We start from the raw sequence: 12,023 nt of genomic DNA, 5'->3' as shown, positions 1-12,023 counted from the left end.
AAGAGGGATGACATGACATTGACCAAAATTTCCATGCCCGACGCCATCCGCATCGAAAAGGTTCGCCGGGAAGGCGTAGAAATTGGCGAGCTTCTGAAAAACGATCATTTCGCATCGCTCGGTTCAGAACTTGAGGCCGTGTTCCGCGACGGCTACCAGGTGAAATTCCTGACGATCAATGGCGCGAAGAATTTGCTGCGCATCAAATTCGATCAAGAAGCGGATCTGGATTACACAGAGACCGAATACGGGCTGTCCGGCATTTCCATGGATGAAATGCAAGTGGAGGCGTTCCGGCCGATCCTCTCTGACAATTGCCGCTTGGAACAAGAACCGAGCGGATCGTACCAGATTTTGTGGGCGGAATAAGGTTTTCAATACAAAAAAAAGCGGACGAGGCATAGGCTTCGTCCGCTTTTTTCTATAGTTTACGGAATTTCTTCAAGGCTTGCGTATTGATGAGGTACAGCACGAGCGCGTAAGTGGTGAGCCCGGCGAGATGGCCCCAGATCTCCGTGAACCCGTCGCCGTAGACCATGATGCCTTTGATGGCGGCGGCGCCGTAATAGATTGGCATGATGTACGACAAGTTGCCGAGATGATACGGGATCAAGTCCAACGGGATGAGCCCCGAGAAGAACACTTGCGGGATGATGGTAAACGGGATCAGTTGGACGACCTGCAGCTCGGAGCCTGCGAAGATGGAAATGGTGGCGCCGAATGACACGGCGGTGACGGCGAGCAGCACCATCGGCAGCAACACCCAGCCGATATTGCCTTCATTGCTCAGCTGCAGCACGAATATTGCGTACAGCACGATGATGACCGCTTGGATGATAGCGAAGACACTGTAGCCGAGTGTGTAGCCGGCAATGACTTCGCCGCGCCGGATCGGCGTCATCATCAAGCGCTCGAGTGTGCCGCGGCTGCGTTCCCGCACGAGTGCCATCGCCGAGATGATGAACACGAAAAAGAACGAGAATAAGGCGAGAAAGACGTAGCCGAGCGAATCGAATAAACTCTGGTCCTGCGTGCCGTAGACGTAGCTGATGGTGGTTTCAGCCGACGGGTTGAGGTCCGCCATGGCTTTTTGGATTTCGCTCATGGCCGTAGCGCCTTTCGTTGACGGTTCGTACAGTGTGATGTCCATGGCGGAAGTTTCCGAAAAGCGCAGCACGGCGTCGACGTCTTCGTTGTGCTGCAGGTAATCGGCCGCTTGTTCTGCTTCTTGCGCTGTCAGGCCGACCACATTCAGCTCTTGTTGTTCCAACGCAGTGATGACTGGCGCCGCAACAGCGTCGCGGTCGATGGCGACAGTCGCCACGTAATCCGAATCGCCGAGCAAAAAGTAAACCAAGGTCAAGATTAACAGCGGGGCGACAAGGATGAGCATGACGCTGCGCTTGTCGTTGATGGTCTGGCGGATGACGCGTTTCGCTAGCTGGATCATGGGCGCGCCTCGCTTTCTGAAGCGGCGAAGAACAATTCTTCGATGCGGCCGCTTGCGGTTTTGTCGAGCAATCGATTGACCGTGTCGTATTCAATGAGCCGCCCGTTATACAACAGCGCCCCTTTGTCGCATTCAACCACTTCGTCCATGACATGCGTCGAGACGATGATGGTCGTGCCTTGTGCTTTCAATGACTGGAACTGCGCCCAAATTTTGCGGCGCAGCACCGGGTCGATGCCGGCAGTCGGCTCATCGAGAAACAGGATATCCGGTTTGTGCAAAATGGCGATGGCGAGCGACAGCCGCTTTTTCATGCCGCCGGAAAAATTCTTCACCAGTTTTTGGCTGTGGCCGGTTAATTCCACCATCTCCAACACTTCTTTGATGCGCGCGTCTAGTGTGCGTTTCGGGATGGGGTAGAGGCCGCCGAAAAATTTCAAATTGCCGTGTGCGGATAAATCTTCGTACAACGCGTCGTTTTGCGGCATGAAACCGAGCCGTTTAAGAATGGCCCTATTCGGCATCTCGATATCGCCGAAACGGATGGTCCCGCTATCTGGCGGCAAGGCGCCGATCATCAAGCGGATCAAAGTCGTCTTTCCCGAACCGGACGGGCCGAGCAGGCAGCAGATCTCTCCTGCTGCAATGGTGAAACTTACATCTTTGATGACCGATGTGTCGCCGAAACTTTTTTTGACATGAGAAAGCTGGATGTCCATGATGGTTCCTCCCCTGTCTGCCGGAGCCTGGTCATTTCTCTCCGGAAAATTGACCTGTTCTTCCTGGCCATTTGCGGCTAAGATAATAAACAAACTGTCGTTTTAGTTGTTGGCTTTAGTATAGTCCCTGGGCCATAACGGAACAATAATCAAAAACGGGCAATGTGTTGCTTAAGCGACAGCTTGGCCGAAAGTGTCGGAAAACACATGGGGGAGGAACTGGAATGCACGGAAAATCAGCCGACTTACGTGTCGTGCGGACGAAACAAGCCATCCGTTCGGCGTTGATTGCGTTAATCGAAAAAAAAGGTTTTGAAGCGATGAGCGTCAAGGATATTACCGAGAAGGCGAACATCAACCGCGGCACCTTTTACAGCCATTACGAAGATAAGTTTGACTTGATGGACAAATGCCAGCAGCAATTGATCGAGGAAATGGAAATCAAGATTATCCGCAATATCCCGCAGCTCATCGAAGGCATGAAGCAAAGCAAGGAGGGGGCGGTCCCGTTCGCCGTACCGGTGCCGCTTTTTGAATTTCTCCATCATAACAAAAGCTTGATGAAGGCATTATTAGGCCCCAAAGGCGATGCCGGTTTTCAGGTCAAAATGAAGGAATTTCTCAGGACAGCCTTGTTCGAGCGCAATAAAGACGTGTTAGTCGCCGGCAATCTCCTCGTGCCGCCGCGCTATCTGTCGTCTTATATCGCTTCTGCCCATATCGGCGTCATCCAGGAATGGCTCAACGGCGATACGGATGAGCCGCCGGAAGAAATCGCGCGCATCATTTCCACGATGACCATCAACGGCCCTTTTTTTGCAGCAGGTTTAAAAGGGCAAGACCGGTCGTGACAAGTGCAGGCACGAGGTGTTTGGAATTTTTGTTTGTCGAGGGGTGAGAAGCGGGTAGAGAATGACTGACAGAAAAAAACAGTTCGTTACTAGGAGGACCTTCACTATGGATTATATAAATCTAGGCAAATCGGGGCTGCGCGTCCCAAAATACATTCTCGGCACCGTCCCGTTCAGCGGCACAAACGGCTTTGAAGCGGCAGGCAATATCCAGGAAAACGAAGCGAGCCGCATGATCGACATGGCGCTCGAAGCGGGCATCAATATGTTCGATACGGCGAATTTATACTCGCAAGGAAATGCGGAAAAAGTGCTCGGCGCAGCCATCCGCGGCAAGCGCGATAAAGTGTTGTTGACGTCAAAGACGGGTTTTCCGTTTGAAGACCACCAGAACGCGCGCGGCGCCTCGCGCTCGAATTTATTGAAATCGATTGATGAATCGCTGCTGCGCCTTGGCACCGATTACCTCGATCTGTATTTCGTCCATTTATGGGACGGGCAGACGCCGGTCGAAGAAACCGTCGAGACGATGAACGACTTGATCAAAGCCGGCAAAATCCGCCATTGGGGCGTGTCGAACTACAGCGGCTGGGCACTGGCCAAAACGCATACCTTCGCTGAACAGAACGGCAAGATCCCGCCTGCCACACAGCAGATCTATTACACACCGGAAGCCCGCGAAGCGGAATACGAATTGCTTCCAGCCGGTGCCGAACTCGGCGTCAGCTCGATGATCTGGAGCCCGCTCGGCGAAGGCTTATTGAATGGCAAAGTCGGCCGCGGCAAGGAAGCGCCGAAAGATACGCGCCAAGGCGGCGGCTGGCCGGAGCCTTGGGTGCAGGATGAGGAGCGTTTGTATCAAGTGATCGATGCGCTCGAGGAAGTGGCGGCGAACCATAATGCCAGCGTTCCGCAAATCGCCTATGCGTGGGTGCGCGACCGCCCGAACGTCGGCCCGATCGTCATCGCAGCGCGCAACGAAGCGCAGTTGCAGGAAAACATCGCGTCTTACAAGATCAAGCTCAAGCAGGACGAGCACAATTTGATCGAGAAAGCGGCGCGTCCGGTGCCGATCTATCCGAACTGGCACCGCGCGATGAGCGCGCCGGAAATGGCGAGCCCGTCGGAGATCGGCTACTTGAAAGGCTATAAGGATTCCATGGGAATTAAATAAGGGATCACATTCAACCGGTGCGCCATTGCGTGCCGGTTTTTTTGCGGAACCTGGGAACTTTCAATGGAATTTACGATCTTTATCAGAAGAACAGGAGGTAGGGAGATGAAAGCTATTATTTTTGATATGGACGGCACCTTGTTCCAGACTGCCACGATTTTGGAACAATCTTTGGAAGAATCGTTTTCGGTTCTTCGTGAACGAGGCGAATGGCAAGGTCCTGCGCCGATAGAGGAATACCGGAACATTATGGGCGTACCGCTGCCTGAAGTATGGGAAGCGCTGTTGCCAGGGAAAGCTGAGGAGACCAAGCGTGAAATGGATGGCTATTTCCTGGAGCGGCTGATCGCGAATATTAAGAACGGCAAAGGGGCTCTATACCCCGACGTTAGGAAGGTGTTCGGCGAGCTTTATGAGAGTGGCTACTCGATTTTCATTGCCAGCAACGGGCTGGTCCGTTACTTGGCGGCGATTGTAACGCGCTATGGCTTAGCGGAATGGGTGACGGAAACGTTCAGCATCGAACAAGCCGCTACATCTGATAAAGGGGAGCTTGTGCGCATGATTATCGAGAAATACGGGGTGACAGAAGGGGCGGTTGTTGGAGACCGTTTGTCCGATATTCGTGCGGCGAAAGCGAACGGTTTGTTTGCGGTCGGCTGCCGCTTCGATTTTGCGCAGGAACAGGAATTAAAAGAAGCGGACGCTGTGATTGATGGGTTATCCGAATTGAAAGCTCTGCTAGAGCAGGTACCAGCTAAGGGGTAATCAGGGAAAATAGCAGATTTGGATATTCCCTTCCTTGAATAAATGTGGTAATATTAAGACAATTAAACGAAACGGAGGTGACAAGAATGGAGAAATGTGCTGCGGTGATGGGTGTGAAAATGGAGGAAGCTTTGTATTTCACACGTGTCATTACGTTTGATTTGACGCCGGCGGGAGAAGTCTGCCCTTTTTTAGTCAATTTCAAAATCACGCGCAGCTGATATCTGACATTCTTTTCACCAGTAGAAAAGACTGCCCGATACGGGGCGGTCTTTTTTTGTACCGATTTTTCAGCTGCGCCCTGGAGGCGTAAAATATGCAAATCACAGCACAACAACTAACAAAAACCATCGGCGGCAATGAAATTTTCACCAATTTATCATTCGAAATCAATGAGAAAGAACGGATTGCGGTTGTCGGCCGCAACGGCTCAGGCAAGACTACTTTATTCCAACTGCTGGCGGGACTGGAAGAGCCGGATGCTGGCACCATCGTCCGGACGAAGAACACCCAAATCGGTTATTTGCACCAAATTCCGGATTATCCGGGGTATAGCGTATATGAAGTCTTGAACGAAAGCTTCAGCGAATTGCACGGGATCGAGAGGCGGCTCGGCGAACTGGAAACCCAGTTGTCGAGCGGCGCAGACGAACGCGTGCTGCGGCAATACGGCGAGCTGCAGGAGCAGTTTATGGAAGCCGGCGGTTACGAAACGGAGTCCAAAATCGCAGCCGTAGCGAACGGCCTTGGCGTCGCAGCGCTTACGGGCCAGCGTTTTGATTCGCTCAGCGGCGGGGAGAAAACGAAAGTGATGCTCGCGCAGCTCATTTTGCGCAAGCCCTCTGTCCTGCTGCTCGATGAACCGACGAACCATTTGGATCTGTCGGCGATTGAATGGCTCGAACATTACTTGGAATACTACAGCGGCACGGTCGTCGTCATTTCGCATGACCGGCAGTTCCTCAATAACGTCGTGCACAAAGTCTATGAAATCGAAGACGGCGAGATGTGGGAAAGCAAAGGCGATTACGATGCCTATTTGCGCAATAAGCAGGCAAAGATGGAGCAGCAATTTGCGGCCTATAAAGAACAGCAGAAGAAAATCCAGAAGATCAAGGAATCCATACGCCGCCTGCGCCAATGGGCGAACGAAGCCTCGCCGCCGAATCCAGATTTGTTCCGCAAAGCAAAAATGATGGAGAAGATGCTCGAGCGTATGGAAAAAGTGAAGCGGCCGTCGGTAGAAAAGGCGATGAACTTAAAATTGCAAGCTAAGGACCGCAGCGGCAAGAGGGTATTCGAACTGCAGGATGTGTTCCATGGCTTCGGCGATGAGGTGCTGTTTGCCGATGTCGAGCTGTCCGTTTATTGGCAGGACCGCTTGGCGATCGTCGGAGACAACGGCACCGGCAAATCGACTTTGCTGAAGATTTTATTGGGCGAGATCGAACCGGTCGGCGGGGAAGTGCGCCGCGGCAGCAATGTGAAAATCGGCTATCTCGCCCAGCAATTCGAAGCGTTCGACGGGGAGGCGCGTGTCATCGAAGCGTTTCGTGATAAATTGTCGATGACAGAAGGCGACGCCCGCCATGTGCTCGCGCAATTTCTGTTCTACGGCCATGATGTCTTCAAGCGCGTCAAGGATCTCAGCGGGGGCGAGAAGATGCGCTTGCGTCTTGCGCAGCTGATGCAGGAAGACTGCAATGTGCTCATATTGGATGAGCCGACCAATCACCTCGACATCGAATCGCGTGAAGTGCTTGAGGAAACCTTGAAGGAGTTCAACGGCACGATCATCGCGATCAGCCACGACCGCTATTTCCTGCAGAAGCTGTTCACGAAAGTTGCCTGGATTGAAGACCAAACCCTAACCTTGCATGAAGGTTCATATGAGTGGGCTGTGGACAAGCAGAAAGTGCGCACGGGTGCGATGCAATAACCAAAAATCGATATCTCAAAATTGTATAATCCAATAAAAACGTTCCCAGCTAAACGCTTGGGAACGTTTTTATCTTAATCGAACTAATAGCAGCTTTTTTAAATTTTGATTTAAATCTTCTTCCAATTTTTAAGTCTTTGCTATAAATTGGAATAAAGTGGATTCAAATATGGGAGGGCTCGGATGAAATCAAGAATACGGGTAGCAGACGCTTTAAGAGGGTTTAGTTTGTTGGGCATCATTTTGGCAAATCTTTTAATTTTTCAATATGGCGTGATTGGAAAGGGATATATTTCTTTTTATGAGTTAGATGCACCGAGTCTAGGTATTTATTATTTCATTAAAGTGTTTATTGAATACAGTGCGATGCCCATTTTCACTTTTTTATTTGGTTTTTCTTTAATTAAACTGCGGGATTCATTAATGAACAAAGGTAAGGGTATTAAAAGAAATATTTTAAGACGGGCATTGATGCTGATTGGTATCGGACTGCTTCATGCGACGTTTATCTGGGAAGGGGATATTCTTGTTTTTTATGGCTTGTCTTGTTTTCTATTGATTTTCTTTTTGGGGAGAACAAGGGAATTCTTGGTGAAAAGCTTTGTGGCCGTTTCAATTTTGACTATTTCAGCATCATTTTTCCCTATAGAAGAAAACCTTAGAGCAATCGCGTTCGGTGGCGATATGACAGAAGGTGTGCGTAGTTATCTGATGGAGGCAAAAGCGGTTTATGGCCAAGGTTCGTATAGTGAAATCAACGACTTTGCTTCAGAGCTACCGGCTTTTTTTGATTTTCCAATTGGCCTGATGTTTGGGATGTATTTAATTAGCCAACTTTCTTTTTTGTTCATGTTTTTATTAGGGATGATCGCGGCGAAAAGCAATTGGTTCACCGATATCGAATCTTATTCAAGAAAATATCGTGTGGCGGTTTGGCTTATTCCTGCGGGGGTTGCATTAAAGATTCCTCATTTAATTGAAGGCCATCCCATAACGGACGGTTTGTTCACTGCCGGAAGCTTTATTTTAGCAATCGGGTATGTGGCTTTCTTTGTGTTGATGTATCATAAATATCAGTCGTCTAGAATTATGGGGTTATTTGAAGCTGTGGGCAAACTATCTTTAACCAATTATTTGATGCAGTCGGTTCTTATGACTTCTATTTTTTATGGCTACGGATTAGGTTTGTTTGGCAACAGCCATTTATGGATTGGTTTTGTGCTTGCTATTGGTGTATACGCTTTACAAATGGCAGCGAGCAGCATGTATTTGAATTATTTCAGTCAGGGACCGATTGAGTATCTGTTAAGAGTAGGAACTTATTTATCTCTAAAAGGAAAATCGAAAGAAGCGTTGCCGGTGCAATTTTCTTCAGACAAGGTACTGGAGAAACTATAATGTAACCGTGAAAAGTTACACATAAAAAGGAAGAAACCATTAAACGGTTTCTTCCTTTTGCTTTTTCCGGTTCATTAGCAGCACCAATACAGGGCCGACCACTGGCAATAAAGCCAATTGCTTGAAGTTCGCTTCCGGCAAGAAGCGGTAAGTGGCATAGACCGACAAGCCCCAGAGGACGAACCAGTCGATGGTCATGACCGATACCAAACTCGAAGTCTGGAACGCTTCCACGTAAGCTTCTGGCGAGAAGCCGCGGAAGACGGTGAGGAAATTGATGATGCTGATGGCGGCGACAAAGATCAGCCACGCTTTCGAGCGCAGGATCCGGTGCAGCCAATTCGGCCCGCGGCGCTTTTTCTCTGGCGGCTTGTCGCCGAATGCGAAATACGGCAAGAGCGAGAACGCTCCGACCCCGAACGACACGAGCGCGAACGGCCACGCCGGCCAGCGGAAGCGGTCGTTCGGCACGAGAAGCGTCAAAAAGACGAGCGGAAAGATGCCGAGCGAGTTGAAGACAGCGAGGATGAGCGGGTCGACCCCTTCCCATTCACCCATCAGCAGCGGGCCGAACTCGATGCCGCCGGAACCCGAAGGCGCAAAAAAGACAGCGTATGCAATCATCAACAGCCAAATTACTAGAAATGCCATGCGTGTCACCCCCGTTTTTCCTTGATTTTTCCTTATCATAACGCATACAGCCCCTTGCTGTCTTTGCGGAGTCCATTCGTTATAATGGAAAGAGACAGAAAATAAGGGAGGAATGGGAATGGATGCATTGACGAAAAAACGCGGCAAGGCGCTGGCTATTGATTTTGCGATCTCCGGTGCGGTGAATGGAGTCGTGGAACCGCTGCTGCGTAAAAAGATTAAACAGGAATGGGTGCATGCGCTCATTACGCCGACCGTTGTGTTCTGGGGGCTTGAATACGTCCAGTTGAAGGCACGCGGACAGACCGTCGGACAAAGGGTCGCTGGCATCAAAATCGAAAACGCAGACGGCGGCGAACTGACGGGGGAGCAGATCCTGAAACGCGTGGCACATCGCGATTCAATCATGACGCTTCAATGGTTCAAGCAACGCGGGCAGGACATGGGTGCGCAAATGCCGCATGATCGCTACGCGCACACTTTAGTCCGTGAACTTAACCAGTAAATCGAAAGACGGCATCCACTTGGGTGCCGTCTTTTTGTCAGTTTTTCAAAAACTCCGCAATTCGATCGACCAGTCCATCAGCAAGCGGCAATTCCGGGTCGGAGTATGCCGCCATATTCGCTTGTTGGTCATCCGGAACGGATTTCAATACGTGGTTCATGCCGTCGACAATCAATAGTTCGGAACCGGATTTCGCTTCGTGCAGCAGTTCTGCATCCCGTACCGGCACTTGCAAATCGCGCGTGCCACCAACAAACAATGCTTCCGCGTCGAGTTTTTTGACTTGTTCAATCGGGTCATACGCCATCCACGATTGCAGGTACGGCTGAACGGACGGGCGGAAGATTTGCTGCAGTTCTGGGCTTACGTCGTCTACCGTGGTGCCTTGTGCGAGTTGTTCGAGAATCGCATCCGCTTCCTTCTGTTGTGCGGCAGGTAAAGTACTGAGCTGTTCTCTTAACAGTTCATCGGCTGTGCGCCCGACGCCGGTCAGCGATACATAGGAATCGACGCCTTGCTGATTGGCTGCGACGAGGCCGACGAGCGCGCCTTCGCTATGGCCGATAACCGCAACATCCGAAAAGCGCTCATCTTCTTTGGCAAAGCGGATCCAGGCAGCGGCATCTTCCGCATAATCGTCAAAGCGCAGCTCGGACTCATTCTTCGCGAGTGCGGCATTGTCGCCGATGCCGCGCTTGTCGTAGCGGATGACGGCGATGCCCTCGGCTTTCAATTCTTCAGCGAGCATCTTCAAGCTATTGTTTTTGCCGGTGAGCGTCAGCGAGTTGCCGTCTTTATCGGTCGGCCCGGAACCGGCAATGAGGATCGCTACAGGGTGGGGCCCGTCCGTTGCCGGAATTTCTTCGAGCGCTTGCATCATGCCGCCTTCGACTTCCGTTTCGATGATTTTCTCGGGATCGACGGCTTGTTCTTTTTCGCCGCGCTCGAGTTCAAACGGGAACTTCTGATTTTGCTGCGTCATGTTGCCGGTGATTGTTTGCGATTCCAAAGCACCTTCGAACACCAGACGCTCGCCTTGGATGGTAGTGTCAAAGGCGACTTCCGGGTCATCGAACTTGATGGTGGATAACGGGTAGTTTTCAACGCCTTGCAACGGGATGCTTAAAGTGCCTTCGTCTCCAGTGATTTCAATCGAAAACGGGATCGGCTGTCCGGGAACTTCAATTGCCCCTTGCCAAAACCCATCGATGTTCGAAGCCGCTTCACTTTCGGCCGTGTCTTCGTCGTTGTCGGCGGAACATCCGTTAGCGAGCAGGATTCCTGCAAGCGCTAGTAGAGCGGCTGTCCATTTTTTCATGTGTTGGCCTCCTCATGCTATAACTTACTTCTATAACTAGTTCATCAAGACAGCGGCCTTCTCCTTCCTTTTTCAGCCGAATGGATGATTTCCACACCACCGTGTAAGCCGTTATACTAAAAAGGATTGGGAAAACGCATGGCGAAAGGACGGAGAACATGGAACAATACCGCATCAATCCGAACAACGGCCTCGAGTTTGGAATTTATACACTCGGCGACCATCTGCCGGACCCACATACAGGAAAACGGCAATCAGAAGGCGAGCGGGTCCGCGAGCTTATCCGCTTTGCGCAGCTTGCCGAACAGGCAGGCGTCGACTTTTTCAGTGTCGGCGAAAGCCATCAGGAATATTTCGCCACACAAGCGCATTCAGTCGTCCTATCGGCAATCGCGCAGGCAACTGAAAAAATCAAAGTCTCAAGCTCTTCAACAATCATCTCCACCTCTGACCCGGTGCGTGTCTTCGAGGATTTCGCGACGATCGATTTGATCTCAGAAGGGCGCGCGGAAATCATTGCCGGGCGGGCGTCACGTGTGGGGCTGTTCGATTTGCTCGGCTATGACATCCGCTATTACGAAGAATTGTACGAAGAGAAATTCAAGCTCTTGCTTGAAATTAATGAACAGGAAACCGTCAACTGGAATGGCCGCTTCCGCGCATCATTGAAAGACGCGCAGATTTTACCGCGCCCGGAAAACGGCAGGCTGCCGATTTGGCGTGCGGTCGGCGGGCATCCATCAAGCGCCGTCAAAGCAGGACATGCCGGTGTGCCGATGATGCTGGCAACGCTTGGCGGCCCTGCGGAGACTTTCAAGATGACCATCGACGCTTACCGCAATGCCGCAACAGAAGCAGGGCACGACTCTTCTCAATTGCCGGTTGCGACGGCTGGATTTTTCAACGCCGCCGAGACGACCCAGCAAGCACTTGCGGAATATTATCCACATGTGGATAAAGGGATGGTCAAAACCAATGGCCGCGGTTATCCCCAGGAAGCGTTTCAGCACGGCGCGACGAAAGAAAGCGTCATGAATATCGGCAGCCCCCAGCAGATCATCGAAAAGATTTTGTATCAGCACGAACTCTATGGCCACCAGCGTTATATTGCGCAAATGGATTTCGGCGGTGTGCCGATGGAGCGCCTCGAGCGCAATCTTGAACTCTTGTCGACAGAGATTTTGCCGGCGGTGCGCAAATACACGCGCAAAGATTAACCAGACATAAAGAAGGCGCGCAGCCGGATAAGC

General features: G+C 51.1%; 13 protein-coding genes. 9 read left to right on the top strand and 4 right to left on the bottom strand.

The window, feature by feature from the left end:
- Window positions 1-12 precede the first annotated feature (12 nt).
- The gene (locus KTG14_RS16235; protein ID WP_216971866.1) at window positions 13-369 is read left to right on the top strand and encodes a hypothetical protein; all 357 of its coding nucleotides are present in this window, start codon (window positions 13-15) and stop codon (window positions 367-369) included.
- A gap of 52 nt (window positions 370-421) precedes the next feature.
- On the opposite strand, the gene KTG14_RS16230 is transcribed toward KTG14_RS16235, so the two are convergent.
- A complete protein-coding gene (locus KTG14_RS16230; protein WP_216971865.1) occupies window positions 422-1,450 on the bottom strand; it encodes an ABC transporter permease in 1,029 nt (342 codons plus the stop codon).
- Window positions 1,447-2,169 (bottom strand): ABC transporter ATP-binding protein, encoded by a 723-nt coding sequence (locus tag KTG14_RS16225; RefSeq protein ID WP_216971864.1) that lies wholly within the window; start codon window positions 2,167-2,169, stop codon window positions 1,447-1,449. The genes KTG14_RS16230 and KTG14_RS16225 overlap by 4 nt, the downstream gene beginning before the upstream one ends.
- 224 nt (window positions 2,170-2,393) lie before the next feature.
- Here KTG14_RS16225 and KTG14_RS16220 point away from each other — a divergent pair, with 224 nt between their 5' ends.
- From KTG14_RS16220 to KTG14_RS16200, 6 genes are all read left to right on the top strand, one after another.
- A complete protein-coding gene (locus tag KTG14_RS16220; RefSeq protein ID WP_216971863.1) occupies window positions 2,394-3,020 on the top strand; it encodes a TetR/AcrR family transcriptional regulator in 627 nt (208 codons plus the stop codon).
- A 106-nt stretch (window positions 3,021-3,126) separates the two neighbouring features.
- The gene (locus tag KTG14_RS16215) at window positions 3,127-4,194 is read left to right on the top strand and encodes an aldo/keto reductase (RefSeq protein ID WP_216971862.1); all 1,068 of its coding nucleotides are present in this window, start codon (window positions 3,127-3,129) and stop codon (window positions 4,192-4,194) included.
- Between the two features lie 105 nt (window positions 4,195-4,299).
- Window positions 4,300-4,962, top strand: a complete 663-nt coding sequence (locus KTG14_RS16210; protein WP_216971861.1) for an HAD family hydrolase — start codon at window positions 4,300-4,302, stop codon at window positions 4,960-4,962.
- A gap of 86 nt (window positions 4,963-5,048) precedes the next feature.
- A complete protein-coding gene (locus tag KTG14_RS17975) occupies window positions 5,049-5,183 on the top strand; it encodes a hypothetical protein (RefSeq protein ID WP_258048445.1) in 135 nt (44 codons plus the stop codon).
- A gap of 95 nt (window positions 5,184-5,278) precedes the next feature.
- Complete coding sequence (gene abc-f, locus KTG14_RS16205) at window positions 5,279-6,901, top strand: ribosomal protection-like ABC-F family protein (RefSeq protein WP_216971860.1); 1,623 nt, start codon at window positions 5,279-5,281, stop codon at window positions 6,899-6,901.
- A gap of 183 nt (window positions 6,902-7,084) precedes the next feature.
- The gene (locus KTG14_RS16200) at window positions 7,085-8,299 is read left to right on the top strand and encodes a DUF418 domain-containing protein (RefSeq protein WP_216971859.1); all 1,215 of its coding nucleotides are present in this window, start codon (window positions 7,085-7,087) and stop codon (window positions 8,297-8,299) included.
- A 39-nt stretch (window positions 8,300-8,338) separates the two neighbouring features.
- On the opposite strand, the gene KTG14_RS16195 is transcribed toward KTG14_RS16200, so the two are convergent.
- On the bottom strand, window positions 8,339-8,950 hold the full coding sequence (locus tag KTG14_RS16195; protein WP_216971858.1) for a hypothetical protein: 612 nt from the start codon (window positions 8,948-8,950) through the stop codon (window positions 8,339-8,341).
- A gap of 118 nt (window positions 8,951-9,068) precedes the next feature.
- On the opposite strand from KTG14_RS16195, the gene KTG14_RS16190 reads away from it, so the two are divergent.
- A complete protein-coding gene (locus KTG14_RS16190) occupies window positions 9,069-9,455 on the top strand; it encodes an RDD family protein (protein WP_216971857.1) in 387 nt (128 codons plus the stop codon).
- A 37-nt stretch (window positions 9,456-9,492) separates the two neighbouring features.
- On the opposite strand, the gene KTG14_RS16185 is transcribed toward KTG14_RS16190, so the two are convergent.
- The gene (locus KTG14_RS16185; RefSeq protein WP_216971856.1) at window positions 9,493-10,773 is read right to left on the bottom strand and encodes an alpha/beta hydrolase; all 1,281 of its coding nucleotides are present in this window, start codon (window positions 10,771-10,773) and stop codon (window positions 9,493-9,495) included.
- Window positions 10,774-10,931: 158 nt separating this feature from the next.
- On the opposite strand from KTG14_RS16185, the gene KTG14_RS16180 reads away from it, so the two are divergent.
- Window positions 10,932-11,990, top strand: a complete 1,059-nt coding sequence (locus KTG14_RS16180; protein WP_216971855.1) for an LLM class flavin-dependent oxidoreductase — start codon at window positions 10,932-10,934, stop codon at window positions 11,988-11,990.
- Window positions 11,991-12,023: the final 33 nt, after the last annotated feature.

It is taken from the genome of Planococcus sp. CP5-4_YE (genome assembly GCF_019042655.1).
Lineage (GTDB): Bacteria > Bacillota > Bacilli > Bacillales_A > Planococcaceae > Planococcus.
This window is presented reverse-complemented; position numbering and strand designations above follow the sequence as displayed.

What these genes read in the sequence shown, in the direction of transcription:
- KTG14_RS16235 (WP_216971866.1), top strand. Translation starts at nt 13, where the DNA reads ATGACATTGACCAAAATTTCCATGCCCGACGCCATCCGCATCGAAAAG.
- KTG14_RS16230 (WP_216971865.1), bottom strand. Translation starts at nt 1,450, where the DNA reads ATGATCCAGCTAGCGAAACGCGTCATCCGCCAGACCATCAACGACAAG.
- KTG14_RS16225 (WP_216971864.1), bottom strand. Translation starts at nt 2,169, where the DNA reads ATGGACATCCAGCTTTCTCATGTCAAAAAAAGTTTCGGCGACACATCG.
- KTG14_RS16220 (WP_216971863.1), top strand. Translation starts at nt 2,394, where the DNA reads ATGCACGGAAAATCAGCCGACTTACGTGTCGTGCGGACGAAACAAGCC.
- KTG14_RS16215 (WP_216971862.1), top strand. Translation starts at nt 3,127, where the DNA reads ATGGATTATATAAATCTAGGCAAATCGGGGCTGCGCGTCCCAAAATAC.
- KTG14_RS16210 (WP_216971861.1), top strand. Translation starts at nt 4,300, where the DNA reads ATGAAAGCTATTATTTTTGATATGGACGGCACCTTGTTCCAGACTGCC.
- KTG14_RS17975 (WP_258048445.1), top strand. Translation starts at nt 5,049, where the DNA reads ATGGAGAAATGTGCTGCGGTGATGGGTGTGAAAATGGAGGAAGCTTTG.
- abc-f (WP_216971860.1), top strand. Translation starts at nt 5,279, where the DNA reads ATGCAAATCACAGCACAACAACTAACAAAAACCATCGGCGGCAATGAA.
- KTG14_RS16200 (WP_216971859.1), top strand. Translation starts at nt 7,085, where the DNA reads ATGAAATCAAGAATACGGGTAGCAGACGCTTTAAGAGGGTTTAGTTTG.
- KTG14_RS16195 (WP_216971858.1), bottom strand. Translation starts at nt 8,950, where the DNA reads ATGGCATTTCTAGTAATTTGGCTGTTGATGATTGCATACGCTGTCTTT.
- KTG14_RS16190 (WP_216971857.1), top strand. Translation starts at nt 9,069, where the DNA reads ATGGATGCATTGACGAAAAAACGCGGCAAGGCGCTGGCTATTGATTTT.
- KTG14_RS16185 (WP_216971856.1), bottom strand. Translation starts at nt 10,773, where the DNA reads ATGAAAAAATGGACAGCCGCTCTACTAGCGCTTGCAGGAATCCTGCTC.
- KTG14_RS16180 (WP_216971855.1), top strand. Translation starts at nt 10,932, where the DNA reads ATGGAACAATACCGCATCAATCCGAACAACGGCCTCGAGTTTGGAATT.